The organism is Ochrobactrum sp. CGA5 (assembly GCF_006345815.1).
Classification (GTDB): Bacteria; Pseudomonadota; Alphaproteobacteria; order Rhizobiales; family Rhizobiaceae; genus Brucella.
Map to the genome: position 1 here is coordinate 95,679 of NZ_VCIG01000007.1, position 16,727 is coordinate 112,405.

A 16,727-nucleotide genomic window follows, 5' to 3' on the forward strand; every position below is an offset into this window, starting at 1 on the left:
GAAAACCGGGAAATCCCGGATGTTCCACGCTGCCAGCCTCAGTCACGACCGGTTTTGTTCTGAGTCCGCTTCCGGTGAACCTGTCACCTGAAACATCTCCCCGGTTTATGCTTGTAGCGAACCTGCATCCAACCGAGTGCAGGGCACTTCAAATTTCATTTGCCGCTTTGCTTGCGGTTTTCTTGCTGTATCGTTTTGGGGATACAACGCAAAACGCGGCAGCACGCAAGCACTATCGCTGGTAATGCGCCAAAAAGCACCATTCTGTGGGACTGTTACAACATTCGGATTAGACTGCTTTCGGTCATACTTCGCCGCGGGCACGCCACAGTTCCCATGCAAATCGTGCCCGAACCCCGACGTCGAGGAAAGGCCGCGGCGGCAATCCTGTCGGGCTACCAAGCTTCAGCATGTCGTCGATCAACGGATTGTCTATATCGCAGGCCATGTCGGCGGCAAGTATGCCGCCAATGGTGCCTTTGGTAATACCGACGCCGTTCTGGCAGAGGGATGTGTACACATTCTTTGCAATCTGGCCGAAGCCCGGCGCACCGTTACGCGACAGGCAGATGAAACCCGTCCATGTGTGCTCCATGTCCACATTCGGCAGCATCGGAAAACGCTCGTTGAACAGCCGCTTGTGTTCACGTTTGATTGTTTGCCGACGCGCATCGGACTGGCGGAGCGAAGGGCAGAAATGCACGTTCTGCCGCACCAGAATGCGCCGGTCAGAGGTCAGGCGCATGGTGATGCCGGAAAAAGAGTTTGCAGGCGTCAATCCCCATGGAGCGATTTCGCCGATGGCTTGGTATTCTTCGTCCGTAAGCTTGCGGCTCAGGCTGGCATGGGCGGCAAAGTTCAGGAGCTTTCGCCTAAAAAAGCCAAACTGCTCGCCAAAGCCATTGACTGTCAGGATCATGGCTGGAGCCTCGATACCGCCCTTTGCCGTCGTGATGTGGATGCGCTCGCCGTAATCGACCTTGGTGACAGCGGAGTTCTCGTAAAGCGTGACGTTATTCGGCAGGCTGTCGGCGAGGCCGCGTACGAGGGCAGCCGGATTCAACAGTGAAGTGCCATAGGTGAAGATCGCGGCCTTGAAATGGTGCGTTCCGAGCCGTTTGACCAGCGCATCGCCTTCAAGCCACTCGAATGGTTCCCTGAGGCGTTCCAGCTCCTTGACGGTCGGCTCAAGAACCTCGCGCACACCCTGATCGGAAACCGCTGCGTGAAACTTGCCGTCCTGCCGCCAGTCGCAGTCGATGCCATAGCGGTCGATCTGCTGCTTCAGATGGTCAATGGCCGCGCGCGCCAGAGCGCGGTAGCTGTGGGACTTGGCCAGTTCCTCCATCGAAGAGCTGACATTATGCGGCAGATCGATGGCAAAGCCGGCAGCCCGGCCTGACGTTCCTTTTCCAACTTCCTGCGCATCAATCAATGCAATTCGGTCGCTGGGACGGTTCTCGGCCAGCCGCCGTGCGGCTGCGACGCCCGCATATCCTGCACCAAGCACGATCCAGTCGGCCTTGATATCACCTTCAAGCGCCGAATTTGGCACGCGAACTGGCAATATCTTGCTCCAGCCGTTGGTGTTGTCGTCAGCGGGAAGGATTCGAATAGCAGGCATTTTTACAAGCTCAAATGTTGGAAAGAGGCTCCAAAGAAAAGGGCGGGAGTTTCATCCCGCCCTTTCCGGTTAAATCGTGCCGCACTACACCGTAATTGTACGACAGGCTTTAAGCGTTTGTGTTCATGTATGTCTTTATTCCATCTTTGCAGGGGCGGAAATCAGTCCAGTGAACTGATTTCCCTGCGGAGGCGGTTCCCTTGTTGGGCGACATGCAATGAAAATATGACGGACGATCAGTCGATCTTGCTGGTAGCGCGGTCGATAACGGCCTGCGGGAATTCTACGCCCATCTTCTTGGCAGCGCTGAGATTGATGACGAGATCGGTTCCCTTGGCGATGTTGACCGGAATATCGCCCGGCTTTTCACCCTTGAGAATTTTAACCACGACAGCGCCGGTCTGCTTGCCGACGTCGTAATAGTTGAAGCCGAGCGCAGCCAGCGCGCCCCGCTTGACCGAGTCCGTATCCGCGGTGAAGAGCGGCAGCTTGCTTTCTTCGGCGACACCGACAGCGCTTTCAAGAGCCGAAACGATGGTGTTGTCGGTGGGCACATACATGGCATCCGCACGGCCGACGAGGGCGCGGGCGGCCCCCTGAACTTCAGCCGATTTGGTGGCTGCCGATTCAACGATTTCGATGCCTTCGGCAGCAGCGGCTTCCTTCAGCGCGGCCAGCAGCGACACGGAATTGGTTTCGCCGGAATTATAGAGATAGCCAAGCTTCTTGATGTTCGGCATCACTTCCTTGATGAGCTTGATATGCTCTGCCACAGGCGACATGTCGGAGAGACCCGTCACGTTACCGCCTGGCTTCGTCATGTCCTTGACGAGCTGCGCGCCGACCGGATCGGAAACGGCGGTGAAGACGATCGGAATATCGCGTGTGGCCGAAACGACAGCCTGTGCCGAAGGCGTGGAGATCGGAACGATCACGTCTGGAGCTTCGCCGACGAACTGGCGGGCGATCTGCGCGGCTGTTGCCGGGTTGCCCTGTGCGGACTGATAAACGAATTTGAGATTTTCGCCTTCCTTGTAGCCGGCTTCGGCCAGCGCATCCTTCACGCCGTCGCGTGCAGCGTCGAGGGCTGGATGTTCAACGATGGCGGTCACTGCGACAGTTACGTCTTTTGCCTGTGCTGAGGTGGCAATGGCCGTTGCGGCCAACAAGGCCAGAAGCATAGAACGCATTAAAATCTCCCCTGTTTTGGTGCGTTGCTTATCGGCAAACACCTTTTCTCCAATAACCTCAGATTGAAGGTTTATCCGCCAGATTTGAGGCTTAATCGGGTCCGCTGGGACTGTCAACGTATCCGAAGGAAGCGCCCGTATGGAATAGGCGAAAGCAGCGGGTGCAGAATGCTGAACACTGTGTCAGTGTTCGGCAGCCTTTCAATTCGGTTGCGCGCTGCCATATTGGGCAGGAGCAAATCTTTCGCCCGCAGCAGGGAACATCATCATGAAAAAAATCGGCTTTCTTTCCTTCGGCCACTGGTCGCCGTCGCCGCAATCGGGAACCCGCTCCGCCAGCGACGCGCTTCTGCAATCGATAGACCTCGCGGTTGCCGCCGAAGAACTGGGCGCGGATGGCGCCTATTTCCGCGTGCACCATTTTGCGCGCCAGCTTGCATCGCCATTTCCGCTGCTTGCGGCCATCGGTGCAAAGACAAGCAAGATCGAGATTGGCACCGCTGTCATCGATATGCGTTATGAAAATCCGTTCTATATGGTCGAAGATGCTAGCGCCGCGGACTTGATCTCCAAGGGACGCCTGCAGCTTGGCATCAGCCGTGGCTCGCCTGAACAGGTGATCGATGGCTGGCGTTATTTCGGCTATGCGCCGGAGGAGGGCAAGACCGATGCCGATATGGGGCGCCAGCATGGCGAGGTGTTCTTTGAAGCGCTGAAGGGGCAGGGCTTTGCCCAGCCAAACCCACGTCCTATGTTTCCGAACCCTCCCGGTCTGTTGCGCATCGAGCCGCATTCGGAAGGCCTTCGGGATCGTATCTGGTGGGGCGCTGCCTCGGATGCCACCGCCGTCTGGGCGGCAAAGCTTGGCATGAACCTGCAAAGCTCGACGCTGAAGAAGGATGAGTCCGGCGAGCCGCTGCACATCCAGCAGGCCAAGCAGATTCGCGCCTACCGTGAAGCCTGGAAGGAAGCCGGACATACGCGCGCACCGCGTGTTTCGGTGAGCCGCAGCATCTTCGCACTGGTCGATGATCGCGACCGGGCCTATTTCGGCAATGGCGGCAAGGAGCAGGATTCGATCGGCTATATCGAGGAAGACCTACGGGCCGTCTTCGGGCGGTCTTATGCTGCCGAACCTGACAGGCTCATCGAGGAGCTGGCCAGGGACGAGGCGATTGCCGAAGCCGACACGCTGCTTCTCACCGTGCCAAACCAGCTTGGGGTGGAGTACAATGCGCATGTGATCGAGTCGATCCTCAAGCATGTCGCGCCGGGTCTTGGCTGGCGTTGAGGCGTGATGGGAACAGGCGTACAAACAGACCCACCGCCTGTTTTCATTCTATGCCGTAAATCGCCAGAAGCTGCTTCATGCGTTGGATAGCGAGGTTCGGCTGATCAAGCACATTGGCCTGATCGGCAAGGCGGAAGATCTCGGCGTAATGCAGGATGCCGCGCGCCGACTGCATTCCGGCAGGCATGGTGAAATGGCTTTGATGGCCGTTCAGCCAGGCGAGGAACACAATGCCTGCCTTGTAGTATTGCGTCGGTGCTTCAAAGATTTTGCGCGATAGGGGTACGGTCGGTTCGATGATCGCGCGGAAGCGGGCATTGTCGCCCGCAGCGAGTGCGGCTAGAGCGCTGGACGCCTGTGGTGCGACGGCATCGAAAATGCCGAGCAGGGCATGGCTGTGCTTGTTTCCGTCGCCCTCGATCAGTGGCGCATAGTTAAAATCATCACCCGTGAAACACAGCACGCCTTCCGGCAGGCGGCTACGCAACGCGATTTCGTAGCGCTCCTCCAGAAGCGAAATCTTGATGCCTTCCACCTTGTCGCGATTGGCTTCTATGATACCGATCACCGTATCAAGCGTGTCGTCAAATGCCTGCGAACCCCAATAGCCCTTGAGCTGCGGATCGAACATATCGCCCAGCCAGTGCAATATGACCTTGTCCTGCGCATTGGCGAGAATATGGCTATAAACCTTGATGTAATCGTCTGGCGATCTGGCGATGCGCGCCAGCGCACGGCTGGCCATCAGGATGAAGCGCCCGCCGTGTTTTTCGATGAAACTGGCCTGTGTCTCGTAAGCCTTGATAACGTCATCAAGGCTTTTGGCTTCTGCCGGATCGAGATGATCGGTGCCTGCACCGCTGGCAAGGTCGGCACCTGTTACGGTCTTGCTTTCTGCCAGCGAGCGGCGGATCAATTCCTGCGCGCCCGTCCAGTTCAAACCCATGCCACGCTGTGACGTGTCCATCGCTTCTGCGATCTGAAAGCCGAGGCTCCAAAGATGATGGCGGAAAGCCATGGTCGCGTCCCAGTCTATTGCCGGATCATTCCATGGCAGGCGGTCCTTGAGCGGATTGGAAACGACGTGGGCCGCCGCATAAGCGATGCGATTGAACTGCGGCGGGCTTGCCGGGCGCGGGGTTGGTGTACCGCTCAACTTGTATGAACTCAGGCTTCCCTTGCCATCCGGCAATGTTACTTGATGCTCGCTCATACCCTTATCGTTCCTCCGCTTGAATGGCTGATTGTTATTTTAGAACGTTCCAAATAGCAATCCGGTTGTAAATTAAGGCAGAATTATGATTTGAGCAATTCTTTGTATTAAACTGGTACTTTCGCAAAGAGTTTGCGCTCAAAATCGGCTTTCAGTTATGGCAAAGTGAAGAGAAATGCCCGTTTCCGTTCCTGCTCTTGACAATATTGGAACGTTCCAATTAAATCAGCAATCGAAACCGGAGCAGGTTATGAGCAAGAACAGCGTCACCGTTATCGACATTGCGCGCGAGGCTGGTGTGTCTAAATCGACCGTCTCGCTGGTGCTGCGTGACAGTCCGCTGGTTCATGCAGAAACCCGCACCAAGGTGCAGGCGGCAATCGAGAAACTCGGTTATGTCTATAATCGTTCGGCTGCGAATTTGCGCCAGTCGAAGTCGAAAATCATCGGCCTTGTGGTCAATGATCTGACTAACAGTTTCTTTGCCGAGCTGGCCGTTGGTGTTGATCGCGTCATGCAGTCCGCTGGCTATGTGCAGTTTCTGGCCAATACGGCGGAAAGTATCGACCGGCAACGCGAGGTGATTGCCTCGATGCGCGAACACGGCATTGCCGGGCTGATCGTTTCTCCTGCGCGGGGTACTGAGGCTATTGACCTGAAGCCTTTGGCGACAAGCGGCTTGCCGGTCGTGCAGATGGTGCGCGATGTGCCGGGATCGGGCGTTTCTTCGATTGTTTCGGATAATCGCGGCGGCGTGGCAAAGGCGGTCGAGCATCTGGTCTCATTGGGGCACAGGTCTATCGCTTTCATGGGCGGCTATGCTGATACGGCGGTGTTTTCCGAGCGTGTTGCTGGTTATCGCGCGGGGCTTGAACAGGCTGGGATCGTTTATGACGCTGCACTGGTTTATACCGCCGCACCTTCGCGCGCTGGCGGTGCGGAAGCGGTGGAACAGATGCTGCGCCATGGCGAGAGGCCGACGGCGGCAGTGTGCTTCAATGACGCTGTGGCTTTCGGCGTTTGCGATGGTTTGCGCGCTGCAAATCTGGAGCCGGGCCGGGATTTTGGCGTTGTCGGTTTTGACGATGTGATCGAAGCCAAGACGGCTGTTCCGGCATTGACGACTGTGGCAGTCGATCCGCAGGGTTTGGGAGAACGTGCGGCGCAGCTTTTGTTGAAACAGATCAATTCGGAACGGGTGGAGGCGGAGGCGCAGCGCTTGTCGGTGCGTCTTGCGGTGCGTGCAAGTTGCGGCGCGCCGTTCAGAAAACAGGAGGATAAATTCGAATGGCAAAGTGGGGTCTGATAGGCGCAAGCACCATTGCAAAAGAATGGGTGATCGGAGCTATTCGTGCCACCGGCGGTGAGGTCGTTTCCGTCTATAGCACCAATGCTGAGCGTGGCGAAACCTATGCCTGCGAGAACGGTATTGCCCGCTCTGTGACAAGCCTTGAAGCGCTTTTGTCCGACCCGGAAATCGACGCCGTCTATATCTCCACCACCAATGAGCTGCATCGCGATCAGGCGATTGCCGCAGCCAAGGCCGGCAAACATATTCTCTGTGAAAAACCGCTGGCGCTGACGCTGAGCGACGCGCATGAAATGCTGAAAGCAGCGCGCAAGGCAGGTGTCGTGGCGGGCACAAATCATCACTTGCGCAATGCCGCAAGCCACCGTGCCATGCGTGATGCGATTGCATCTGGCAGGATCGGCAAGGTGCTGGGCGCGCGGGTTTTTCATGCGGTTTATCTGCCGCCGCATTTGCAGGGCTGGCGCATTGAGCGGCCTGATGCGGGTGGCGGAGTGATCCTCGATATCACCGTGCATGATGTCGACACATTGCGTTTTGTGCTGGGCGAAAACCCGCTCGAGGCGCTGGCTTTCAGCCAGCAAGGGGGACTTGGCGGCGAGGGGCTGGAGGACGGCGTGATGGGTGTTCTGCGCTTCCCATCCGGCGCAATTGCCCAGTTCCACGATGCATTTACCACCAAATATGCCGAAACCGGCTTTGAAGTGCATGGCAGCGAAGGCTCGCTGGTGGCGCGCAATGTGATGACGCAAAAGCCAGTTGGAACCGTCATCCTGCGTGACAGGGACGGCGAGAACGAATTGCCGCTTGATCAGAAAAATCTCTACGAAACCGCCTTGCAGGCTTTTCACGAAGCAATTTCGTTCAAGGGGCAGCCATCGGCAACACTGGAGGACGGCATCTGGTCGCTGGCGACAGGACTTGCCGTTGCTGAGGCCGCCAAGACCGGCAAGGCCACCGCTATTCATTCAGGACTTTGAGCATTATGAGCAAGCATATTTCATTTGCGCAAGCGGCTGCACTTATCCCAGACAGTGCTGTGGTTTCGGTGTCTTCATCCAGTGGCCTCGGCTGTCCGGATATGATGCTGAAAGCGATTGGCGAACGGTTCGATGAAACCGGCCATCCCAAAAACATCACCACGCTGCATCCGATTGCGGCTGGCGACATGAGCGGCATCAAGGGCGTCGATTACATCGCTAAAAAGGGGCTTTTGAAAAAGATCATCGGCGGTTCCTATCCGTCTGGTCCGTCGGGTGCAGAGCCGCCGCTGATCTGGCAGATGATCACCAATAACGAGATACCGGCCTATAATATTCCGTCAGGCATCCTGTTCGATATGCACCGCGAAGCCGCTGCCAAGCGTCCCGGCGTGTTGACCAAGGTGGGGCTTGATACTTTCGTTGATCCCAAGCGGCAGGGCACGGCGATGAACGACAAGGCGCGTGAGGAGCCGGTTGTCAAACATGTCAGTTTTGAAGGTGAAGACTGGCTGTATTTTCCCAATATCGTGCCGCAGGTCACGATCATTCGCGCCACCACAGCAGACGAACGCGGCAATCTTACCTATGAGCATGAAGGCGCTTATCTCGGTGGGCTGGATCAGGCGCTGGCCGCGCGCAACAATGGCGGCATTGTCATTGCGCAGGTCAAGCGCATTGCCAAGGAAGGCACGCTGAAGCCGCATGATGTGCGGGTACCGGGGGTTCTGGTTGATTATATTGTGGTTGATCCTGATCAGAAACAGACCACGCAGACGCTTTACGATCCAGCGATCTCAGGCGAGATTTTTCGCCCGCTCGACACATTCCGTTTGCCTGAGTTCAATATTCAAAAGGCGATTGCACGGCGTGTGGCGCAGGAGTTGCAGGCAGGAAGTGCGGTCAATCTCGGCTTCGGTATTTCCGCCAATGTGCCGCGTATTCTGCTGGAAGAAGGCTTGCATGGTGCGGTGACATGGGTGATCGAGCAGGGCGCTGTCGGCGGTGTGCCGCTTCTCGATTTTGCCTTTGGCTGCGCATCCAATGCCGATGCCTATATGCCGTCGCCCTATCAGTTCACCTATTTTCAGGGTGCGGGCTTCGATGCTTCGCTGCTCTCATTTCTTGAGATCGGGCGCGACGGTTCGGTCAATGTGTCGAAGCTTTCATTCCGTCCGCATGTCACTGCGGGCGCTGGCGGCTTTGTCGATATTACCGCAAGGGCAAAAAAGATCGTCTTTTCGGGCATGTTCAATGCGGGTGCGAAATTGTCGGTTGCTGATGGCAAGCTGGTGATCGAAAAGGACGGTAAGCTCAAAAAGCTGGTTAATGAGGTTGAACATGTCACCTTCTCCGGTCCGCGCGGCGTCGCACAGGGGCAGGATATTACCTATGTCACTGAACGCGCCGTGATGAAACTGACGCCGGAAGGCATTGTGCTTACAGAAATTGCGCCTGGCGTGGATTTGCAGACGCATATTCTCGATCAAGCCGAGTTCCCGCTGATTGTTTCGGACAAGCTTAAACTCATGGATGAAGCGCTGTTCCGTGACGCGCCAATCGGGCTTGAACTGCCGCAAAAGCCTGCGCGAAAGCTGGAGGCTTAAATGCCAGAAAACGTAAATATTGATCGGATAGGAATCTCGATTGAGAACCATATCGCGGTCATGACGATCAGGCGGCCTGAAAAGCTCAATGCCTTTGATATTGAGCTGTTGCAGGAGCTGTCTGCTGCGTGTGACCGGGTGGAAGCGGATAGCAGCGTCCGGGTTGCGATCCTGACCGGGGAGGGCAAGGCTTTTTCGGCAGGTGGTGATATCAAGGCATGGGGCGGCATGGAACCGGCAGAGTTCGGCCATGCATGGGTGCGCTACGGTCATCGCGTGTTCGAGCGGCTTGCAACTCTGCGGGTGCCGCTGATCGCTGCCATGAATGGCCATGCTTTGGGCGGCGGTCTGGAGCTGGCGGGTGCTGCCGATATTCGCATTGCAGAACGTCAGGCGAAGATCGGTCTTCCGGAAACCTCGCTTGGCATGATCCCGGGCTGGTCGGGCACACAGCGCCTTGTGCGCCGCTTTGGCGCGCAGATCGTGCGCCGCATGGTGTTGGGCGGTGAAATGTTCACGGCGGATGAAGCACTGTCGCATGGGCTGGTCGATCATGTTGTCGAGACAGGCGAGGCGTTGCAGGCGGCGCAGGATTATGCGGCGCGGGTGGCCAAGCGCGGACCGGCGGCGTTGGAGATTTCCAAACTGATGCTGTCTGTCGCCAATGGTGAGGACAATGGCACGGCAGTCGAGGCGCTGGGTTCTATCCTCGTCGCCAAGACCGGCGATCTCAAAGAAGGTACGCTTGCTTTCAGTGAAAAGCGCGAAGCAAATTTTGAAGGAAAATGGTAATGAGCGTCGTCGTAAAGCCACAGCCGCTGAATGGGCTGGAAGTCCGCGAATTCTCCATGCTGATTGATGGCGAATGGGTGCAGAGCCAAAGCGGGAAAACCATTGAACGTGTGGCGCCTGGTCATGGCGTTACGGTCAGCCGCTATCCGGCCGGCAACAAGGTTGATGTGGAACGCGCTGTTGCGGCTGCGCGCAAGGCTTTTGACGATGGACGCTGGTCTTCCAGAACCGCTTCGCAGCGTTCGCTGGTTCTGTTGAAGGCCGCTGATCTGATCGAAGCGCGGGCAGAAGAGCTTGCCTATCTCGATGCAATTGAAGCCGGCAAACCCATTTCCCAGGTGCGCGGCGAGATTGCCGGTTCGGTCGATATATGGCGCTACGCAGCCGCACTCGCGCGCGATTTGCACGGCGAAAGCTACAATAATCTGGGCGATGGGTCGTTGGGTGTCGTGCTGCGCGAGGCGATTGGTGTGGTGTCGATCATCACGCCTTGGAATTTCCCGTTCCTGATCGTTGGGCAGAAGCTGCCATTTGCGCTGGCTGCAGGCTGTACGGCGGTGGTGAAGCCTTCGGAACTGACTTCCGGTTCGACATTGTTATTGGGTGAAATTCTGGCCGAGGCAGGTCTGCCGGACGGTGTTGTGAACATCGTCACCGGGACGGGTTCCGAGGTTGGCCAGCATATGAGCACGCATCCAGACGTCGATATGGTGTCGTTCACCGGCTCCACGGGTGTGGGTAAGCTGACCATGGCCAATGCGGCGCAAACGCTCAAGAAAGTATCGCTGGAGCTTGGCGGCAAGAACCCGCAAATCCTATTCCCGGACGCGGATATGGATGCCTTCATCGATGCGGCAGTGTTCGGCGCCTGGTTCAATGCCGGTGAGTGCTGCAATGCCGGTTCGCGACTGATCGTGCATCGCTCTATTGTCGATGAGATTGTCGGGCGCGTGGCCGATCTGTCAAAAAAGGTGATTGTTGGCGATCCGCTGGATGTCAGCACGCAGGTCGGCGCGATCATCACGCGTGAGCATTTGACAAAGGTCGGTGCCTATGTCGATCAGGCCAAGAAGGCCGGTGCCGCAATTGCGCATGGCGGCGATGTGCTCGATCTCGGCCTTGGTCAATATATGGGGCCGACCATTCTTGCCGGGGTGAAGGCGGATATGGCCGTGGCGCGCGAGGAGGTGTTCGGGCCGGTTCTCTCGGTGCTTTCCTTTGATACGGTGGATGAGGCGATCTCTATTGCCAATGCGGTCGATTACGGGCTTTCCGCCGGTGTGTGGAGCCGCGATTTCGACACCTGCATGAGCATCGGTCGCAAGGTGCGTGCTGGCACAGTCTGGATGAACACCTTCATGGATGGCACGCCGGAACTGCCTTTCGGTGGTTATCGCCAGTCGGGTCTGGGGCGCGAGCTGGGCCGTCACGCGGTGGAGGATTACACCGAAACCAAGACACTCAACATGCATATCGGTGCACGCACGGGCTGGTGGATGCCGCAAGAAAAGTAGGAGTGATGGCTTTGGGAGGACAGCCGGATATCGTCATCATCGGATCGGGTATCGGCGGCGCGACGGTTGCCGCCGGTCTGGCCGCATCGGGTGCTGACATTCTTATTCTGGAGGCGGGGGAGCGGCTCGCTGAAAGGCCGGAAAACCGCGATCCACGTGCCATTTTCCAGCGCGGCTTTTTTCGTCCGAAAGAGTTCTGGTATGAGGCCGATGGCACGCCTTTCAATCCCGGTAATTATTACAATGTCGGCGGTAATTCCAAGTTCTATGGTGCGGTGCTGATCCGCTATCGCCGCGAGGATTTTGAAGAGCTTGCGCATCTGGAAGGTGTGTCGCCCGCGTGGCCCTTTACATATGATGAACTTGAGCCTTGGTACTGCAAGGCGGAAGAGCTTTTTCAGGTGCGCGGTGCGTTGGGCGATGACCCGACCGAGCCCAATCACTCAAAGCCCTATTCCCATTCGGCGATCAGCGATGAACCGGCTATTGCTGATGTACGGGTGCGGCTGAAGAAAGCCGGGCTACATCCGGCTTCCTTGCCATTGGGTGTTGATATTGAGCGCTGGTTGGCAAAGGCCAAAACGCCGTGGGATGCGCATCCCAATTGCGATGATGGCAAGATGGATGCGGAAACCTGTCCACTTGCGGCGGCACTCAGACATCCGAATGTGCGGCTTGAAACATCGGCGCGGGTGACGCGACTGGAAGCTGGGCCGGATGGAAAGACTATTGCAGCGGTGCATTATATGAAGAACGGCCAGACGCTGGTTCTGCGTCCGAAGCTGGTCATTCTCTCAGCGGGTGCGGTGCAGTCGGCAGCACTTCTGCTGCGTTGCGGATTGGCCAATGGTTCTGATCAGGTCGGCCGCAATTTCATGAATCACAATGCCAGTGCGGTAATCGGATTTGATCCGCGTTATCGCAATGACAGTGTCTACCAGAAGACCTTCGGCTTCAACGATTACTATTTGTCTGATGGGGCAGGTGGGCCGCCGCTTGGCAATGTGCAGTTGCTGGGCCGTGTTTCGGGCGCAATCCTGAAGTCCAATATGCGCCAAGTGCCGGAATGGCTTTTGAACCGGATTGCCGGACATACGATCGATTTCTACGCGATGAGCGAAGACCTGCCATCGCCGGAAAGCCGCGTGAGCGTGGATGGCGATCGCATTGTTCTGCATTGGGTGCGCAGCAACTGGAAAGCGCATCTGATGCTGGTCGACAAGCTCAAATCCGCGCTCAGACGGGCAGGCTTTCCGATCGTGTTCTCGCGAGCCTTTGACCGGCGCACGCCGTCGCACCAATGCGGTACGGTCCGTATCGGCAACGATCCCGCGACGGCACCGCTGGATCCTTATTGCCGCGCTTACGGCCACCCCAACCTTTATGTGGTCGATGCGTCGTTCCTGCCGACATCGGCGGCGGTCAATCCGGCGCTGACCATCGCGGCGCAGGCTTTGCGTGTGGCAGATCATCTGAACCGGGAGATACTGGCATGAACCGTGAAAGACCTGTTGCATTGGTGACTGGTGGGCGGCGCGGTATCGGGCTGGGTATTGCCCGCGCTTTGGCCGCCAAGGGCTTTGATCTGGCGATCACTGACCGTGAAAGTGACGAGGCCGTCATCCATGAATTGCGGGCGGTGGGCCGAAAAGTGGCTTTCTTTGAAAATGATCTTGCCGCGGTCGAGACGCATGAGAAAACCGTTTCTGCCGTGCTGGACGAGTTTGGCGGTATTGACTGCCTGGTGAACAATGCCGGCATGGGCTCCGTTGAGCGCGGCGATTTTCTCGGGCTGAAGCCAGAGAATTTCGACACGATCATGGGCGTGAACCTGCGCGGCACGGTGTTTTTCACGCAGGCTGTGGTGGCGGCCATGCTGGCTGCGACCGAAGTGCGTTTTTCACGCAGCATTGTGACGATCAGTTCGGTTTCATCGGTGATGACTTCGCCCGAACGGCTTGATTACTGCATCAGCAAAGCGGGGCTTTCGGCCTTTGTGCAGGGATTGGCGCTGCGCCTGGCAGAGGCGCGGATCGGCGTGTTTGAGGTGCGCCCCGGTATCATCCGAACTGACATGACGGCCCGTGTCGCCGAACGTTATGACGCGCTGATCGAAGGCGGTCTGGTGCCGATGAAACGTTGGGGCGAGGCGGGCGATGTGGGCGCTATTGTTGCAAGCCTTGCAGGCGGCGACTTCATTTTTGCCACAGGGTCGATAATCAATGCCGATGGCGGCCTGTCGATTGCCAAGCTTTAGGAACAGCGAGATGGATTACGACTATATCATCGTCGGGGGCGGGCCTGCCGGTTGCGTTCTCGCCAATCGTCTGAGCGAGGATGGATCTGTCAACGTTCTGCTGCTGGAAGCAGGTGGCAGCGACTGGAATCCCTTGTTTCATATGCCAGCCGGCTTTGCAAAAATGACCAAGGGCGTGGCGAGCTGGGGCTGGGAAACCGTGCCGCAGAAGCACCTGAAAAACCGCGTTCTGCGCTATACGCAGGCGAAAGTGATCGGTGGAGGCTCCAGCATCAATGCGCAGATTTATACGCGCGGCAATGCAGCCGATTATGATCTATGGGCCGGGGAAGAAGGCTGCACCGGCTGGGATTATCGCCATGTGCTGCCCTATTTCAAACGCGCCGAAGACAATCAGCGTTTCAATGATGACTTTCATGCCTATGGCGGGCCGCTTGGTGTCTCAATGCCGTCCGCGCCATTGCCGATCTGTGATGCCTATATCCGCGCGGGGCAGGAACTTGGGATTCCTTATAATCCGGATTTCAATGGTCGCGAACAGGCAGGTGTAGGCTTTTATCAGCTCACGCAGCGCAATCGCCGCCGATCTTCGGCATCCCTTGCTTATCTTGCGACGACCAGGGACCGCAAAAACCTGACAGTGCGGATGAATGCGCCGGTGCGCAATCTCGAGCTGGAAAAGACCCGCGTAGGCGGTGTTACGCTGATGAGCGGCGAAACCGTGCGCGCTTCACGTGAGGTGATCGTTTCATCCGGTGCGGTCGGTTCGCCTAAACTCCTGTTGCAATCAGGCATCGGCCCTGCTGATCATCTGGAGCAGATGGGAGTCGTGGTGAAACATGACCTGCCCGGCGTAGGCGAGAACCTGCAGGATCATCTCGATCTGTTTGTGATTGCCGAATGCACCGGCGATCACACCTATGACGGCGTTGCGAAACTGCACCGCACGCTTGGCGCGGGTCTGCAATATATCCTGCTGCGTTCCGGTCCGGTTGCATCAAGCCTGTTTGAAACCGGCGGTTTCTGGTATGCTGATCCCGATGCCCGTTCACCGGACATCCAGTTCCATCTGGGGCTTGGATCGGGCATTGAAGCGGGCGTCGAGAAGCTCAAGAATGCAGGCGTGACGTTGAATTCCGCCTATCTGCATCCACGCTCACGTGGAACCGTGCGACTGGCTTCTAATGATCCGGCATCAGCGCCGCTGATTGATCCCAATTACTGGAGCGATCCGCATGATCGTGAAATGTCGCTCGAAGGATTGAAGATCGCGCGTGAAATCATGCAACAGGATGCCTTGAAGCCTTATGTCATGGCCGAACGCCTGCCGGGGCCAAAGGTGATGAGCGATGATGATCTGTTCGACTATGCCTGTGCCAACGCCAAGACAGATCACCATCCGGTCGGCACCTGCAAGATGGGGATTGATGCTATGGCAGTCGTCGATCTTGATCTGAAAGTGCGCGGTCTTGAAGGTCTGCGGGTTTGCGACAGTTCGATCATGCCGCGCGTTCCATCGTGCAACACCAATGCGCCGACTATCATGGTCGGAGAAAAGGGCGCGGATATTATTCGCGGCCTCGATCCGCTGCCGCCAGTCGTGTTTTCATGGGAGAAGAACGCGCGGAAGGTGATCCGGCGCTAATCGTTTTCAATCGGCTCGAAGCGGAGATAGCCTGCCACGCCCGAGCTTTTCCGGTTCGGATTGTCGGATGGGTGGTTCACACCGTCATTCACTTCGACGACCGCAAAATCGAACGGTGATACACCTTCCAGACACGCTGCATTCACGCCATACTGCTGCGGATTGGAGCGACGCTGGTGGAAGGTGTAGATCCCGCATTTCGAGCAGAAATAATGTTTCGCCACGCCGGTATTGAACTGGTAGAGCGTCAGCGCATCTTCGCCTTCAAGAACTTCCAGTCCGTCCAGTCCTGCGGAAACAGCGACGGCTCCGCGCATCCGGCAATAGGAGCAGGTGCAGCGGCGAGCTGTATGCAGGCCATCGGATAATTTGACGCGAAAACGCACGGTTCCGCAGTGGCATGCTCCGTTGGCTTCCTTAATATCGGGGTTCATTCTGTCTCCTCGCATTCAGCCGAAGGATATTTTCTTTTTGGACGATTTACCACCGCTGAAAACCGGTTAAGTTTATTGCCTGAAACAGGTCTTGGAGTGAGGGCTCATGGGTGAATTCGCAGTCGTGACGGGCGGCAGCACCGGCATTGGACGACATCTGGTTTCCGCTTTTTCCGAAGCGGGCTACACAGTGGCTTTCAGCTATCGCCATGATGATGAAGCCGCACAATCGCTGGTGGAGGCAGTAGAGGAAGCTGGCGGTCAGGCGTTGGGGCTCGGCTGCGATGTCGGTAGGCGTGTCGAGGTGGAAACCTTCTTTGATGAGGTTTGCGACTGGTTCGGCGACGCGCCTGACGTGCTGGTCAACAATGCTGGCATCCAGACCTGGGCACCCCTGCTGGAACTTTCCGAAGACGGGTGGGATGATGTCATCCGCACCAACCTGAAAGGCTGTTTTCTCAACACGCAGGCTGCCGCCAAGCGCATGGTGGAGGCAGATAAGGGCGGAGCCATTGTCAACATCGGCTCCGGCTGCAACAAGCTCGCCTTTCCGAAACTGGTGTCCTACACGGCATCGAAAGGCGGCATAGAGCAATTCACCAAGGCCTCGGCAGTGGAGCTTGGGCCGCATGGCATCCGGGTGAATTGTGTTGCTCCCGGCGCGATCCTTAATGAGCGCACGGCGGAGGAGCAACCCGATTATGCAGGCACTTGGGCGCGCATCACGCCGCTACGGAGGGTGGGAACAGCGGAAGATATTTCCGGGCCAGTTCTGTTTCTGGCTTCCGACGCGGCACGTTTTGTGACCGGCCAGACGATCTGGGTCGATGGCGGTGTCTTTTCGCAGGCCAACTGGCCGTATGAGGAGTGA

14 protein-coding genes are annotated in these 16,727 nt (G+C 57.3%); 10 read left to right on the top strand and 4 right to left on the bottom strand.

What is annotated here, in order from left to right; all coding sequences use genetic code 11:
* Nucleotides 1–304: 304 nt before the first annotated feature.
* Both FJQ48_RS08445 and FJQ48_RS08450 read right to left on the bottom strand, forming a co-directional pair.
* Nucleotides 305–1,624, bottom strand: coding sequence for an FAD-binding oxidoreductase (locus tag FJQ48_RS08445; RefSeq protein WP_139974739.1), 1,320 nt, complete (start codon nt 1,622–1,624; stop codon nt 305–307).
* Between the two features lie 236 nt (nt 1,625–1,860).
* Complete coding sequence (locus FJQ48_RS08450; RefSeq protein ID WP_139974740.1) at nt 1,861–2,814, bottom strand: ABC transporter substrate-binding protein; 954 nt, start codon at nt 2,812–2,814, stop codon at nt 1,861–1,863.
* 268 nt (nt 2,815–3,082) lie between these two features.
* Between FJQ48_RS08450 and FJQ48_RS08460 the strand changes: the two genes are divergently transcribed.
* Nucleotides 3,083–4,105 carry an LLM class flavin-dependent oxidoreductase gene (locus FJQ48_RS08460; protein WP_139974741.1) on the top strand — a complete coding sequence of 341 codons (1,023 nt, stop codon included), beginning with the start codon at nt 3,083–3,085 and terminating at the stop codon, nt 4,103–4,105.
* A 43-nt stretch (nt 4,106–4,148) separates the two neighbouring features.
* Here the strand turns inward: FJQ48_RS08460 and FJQ48_RS08465 are convergent, their stop codons facing one another.
* Nucleotides 4,149–5,318 carry a dihydrodipicolinate synthase family protein gene (locus FJQ48_RS08465; RefSeq protein WP_139974742.1) on the bottom strand — a complete coding sequence of 390 codons (1,170 nt, stop codon included), beginning with the start codon at nt 5,316–5,318 and terminating at the stop codon, nt 4,149–4,151.
* Nucleotides 5,319–5,568: 250 nt separating this feature from the next.
* Here FJQ48_RS08465 and FJQ48_RS08470 point away from each other — a divergent pair, with 250 nt between their 5' ends.
* Genes FJQ48_RS08470 through FJQ48_RS08505 form a run of 8 tightly spaced genes read left to right on the top strand, consistent with a single transcriptional unit; the run spans nt 5,569 to nt 15,422 of the window.
* On the top strand, nt 5,569–6,624 hold the full coding sequence (locus tag FJQ48_RS08470; RefSeq protein WP_139974743.1) for a LacI family DNA-binding transcriptional regulator: 1,056 nt from the start codon (nt 5,569–5,571) through the stop codon (nt 6,622–6,624).
* Entirely contained in the window at nt 6,606–7,607 is a 1,002-nt protein-coding gene (locus FJQ48_RS08475; protein WP_139974744.1) for a Gfo/Idh/MocA family oxidoreductase, read from the top strand. Before FJQ48_RS08470 ends, FJQ48_RS08475 begins: the two co-directional genes overlap by 19 nt.
* A 5-nt stretch (nt 7,608–7,612) precedes the next feature.
* Nucleotides 7,613–9,214 carry an acyl CoA:acetate/3-ketoacid CoA transferase gene (locus FJQ48_RS08480; RefSeq protein ID WP_139974745.1) on the top strand — a complete coding sequence of 534 codons (1,602 nt, stop codon included), beginning with the start codon at nt 7,613–7,615 and terminating at the stop codon, nt 9,212–9,214.
* Entirely contained in the window at nt 9,215–10,006 is a 792-nt protein-coding gene (locus FJQ48_RS08485; RefSeq protein ID WP_139974746.1) for an enoyl-CoA hydratase/isomerase family protein, read from the top strand.
* Nucleotides 10,000–11,520, top strand: a complete 1,521-nt coding sequence (locus FJQ48_RS08490) for an aldehyde dehydrogenase family protein (protein WP_139974747.1) — start codon at nt 10,000–10,002, stop codon at nt 11,518–11,520. Before FJQ48_RS08485 ends, FJQ48_RS08490 begins: the two co-directional genes overlap by 7 nt.
* A gap of 11 nt (nt 11,521–11,531) precedes the next feature.
* On the top strand, nt 11,532–13,016 hold the full coding sequence (locus FJQ48_RS08495) for a GMC family oxidoreductase (RefSeq protein ID WP_139974892.1): 1,485 nt from the start codon (nt 11,532–11,534) through the stop codon (nt 13,014–13,016).
* Nucleotides 13,013–13,777: a 3-ketoacyl-ACP reductase gene (locus FJQ48_RS08500; protein WP_139974748.1), complete on the top strand. Its 765-nt coding sequence runs from the start codon at nt 13,013–13,015 to the stop codon at nt 13,775–13,777. The genes FJQ48_RS08495 and FJQ48_RS08500 overlap by 4 nt, the downstream gene beginning before the upstream one ends.
* A 10-nt stretch (nt 13,778–13,787) precedes the next feature.
* The gene (locus FJQ48_RS08505) at nt 13,788–15,422 is read left to right on the top strand and encodes a GMC family oxidoreductase N-terminal domain-containing protein (protein ID WP_139974749.1); all 1,635 of its coding nucleotides are present in this window, start codon (nt 13,788–13,790) and stop codon (nt 15,420–15,422) included.
* On the opposite strand, the gene FJQ48_RS08510 is transcribed toward FJQ48_RS08505, so the two are convergent.
* Nucleotides 15,419–15,856 carry a GFA family protein gene (locus FJQ48_RS08510; protein ID WP_139974750.1) on the bottom strand — a complete coding sequence of 146 codons (438 nt, stop codon included), beginning with the start codon at nt 15,854–15,856 and terminating at the stop codon, nt 15,419–15,421. The two genes, FJQ48_RS08505 and FJQ48_RS08510, sit on opposite strands and share 4 nt — an antisense overlap.
* Nucleotides 15,857–15,962: 106 nt before the next feature.
* On the opposite strand from FJQ48_RS08510, the gene FJQ48_RS08515 reads away from it, so the two are divergent.
* The gene (locus tag FJQ48_RS08515) at nt 15,963–16,727 is read left to right on the top strand and encodes an SDR family NAD(P)-dependent oxidoreductase (protein ID WP_139974751.1); all 765 of its coding nucleotides are present in this window, start codon (nt 15,963–15,965) and stop codon (nt 16,725–16,727) included.

Bases quoted from the DNA above. Each gene is read 5' to 3' on its own strand.
- FJQ48_RS08445 (WP_139974739.1), bottom strand. From the start codon at position 1,624: ATGCCTGCTATTCGAATCCTTCCCGCTGACGACAACACCAACGGCTGG.
- FJQ48_RS08450 (WP_139974740.1), bottom strand. From the start codon at position 2,814: ATGCGTTCTATGCTTCTGGCCTTGTTGGCCGCAACGGCCATTGCCACC.
- FJQ48_RS08460 (WP_139974741.1), top strand. From the start codon at position 3,083: ATGAAAAAAATCGGCTTTCTTTCCTTCGGCCACTGGTCGCCGTCGCCG.
- FJQ48_RS08465 (WP_139974742.1), bottom strand. From the start codon at position 5,318: ATGAGCGAGCATCAAGTAACATTGCCGGATGGCAAGGGAAGCCTGAGT.
- FJQ48_RS08470 (WP_139974743.1), top strand. From the start codon at position 5,569: ATGAGCAAGAACAGCGTCACCGTTATCGACATTGCGCGCGAGGCTGGT.
- FJQ48_RS08475 (WP_139974744.1), top strand. From the start codon at position 6,606: ATGGCAAAGTGGGGTCTGATAGGCGCAAGCACCATTGCAAAAGAATGG.
- FJQ48_RS08480 (WP_139974745.1), top strand. From the start codon at position 7,613: ATGAGCAAGCATATTTCATTTGCGCAAGCGGCTGCACTTATCCCAGAC.
- FJQ48_RS08485 (WP_139974746.1), top strand. From the start codon at position 9,215: ATGCCAGAAAACGTAAATATTGATCGGATAGGAATCTCGATTGAGAAC.
- FJQ48_RS08490 (WP_139974747.1), top strand. From the start codon at position 10,000: ATGGTAATGAGCGTCGTCGTAAAGCCACAGCCGCTGAATGGGCTGGAA.
- FJQ48_RS08500 (WP_139974748.1), top strand. From the start codon at position 13,013: ATGAACCGTGAAAGACCTGTTGCATTGGTGACTGGTGGGCGGCGCGGT.
- FJQ48_RS08505 (WP_139974749.1), top strand. From the start codon at position 13,788: ATGGATTACGACTATATCATCGTCGGGGGCGGGCCTGCCGGTTGCGTT.
- FJQ48_RS08510 (WP_139974750.1), bottom strand. From the start codon at position 15,856: ATGAACCCCGATATTAAGGAAGCCAACGGAGCATGCCACTGCGGAACC.
- FJQ48_RS08515 (WP_139974751.1), top strand. From the start codon at position 15,963: ATGGGTGAATTCGCAGTCGTGACGGGCGGCAGCACCGGCATTGGACGA.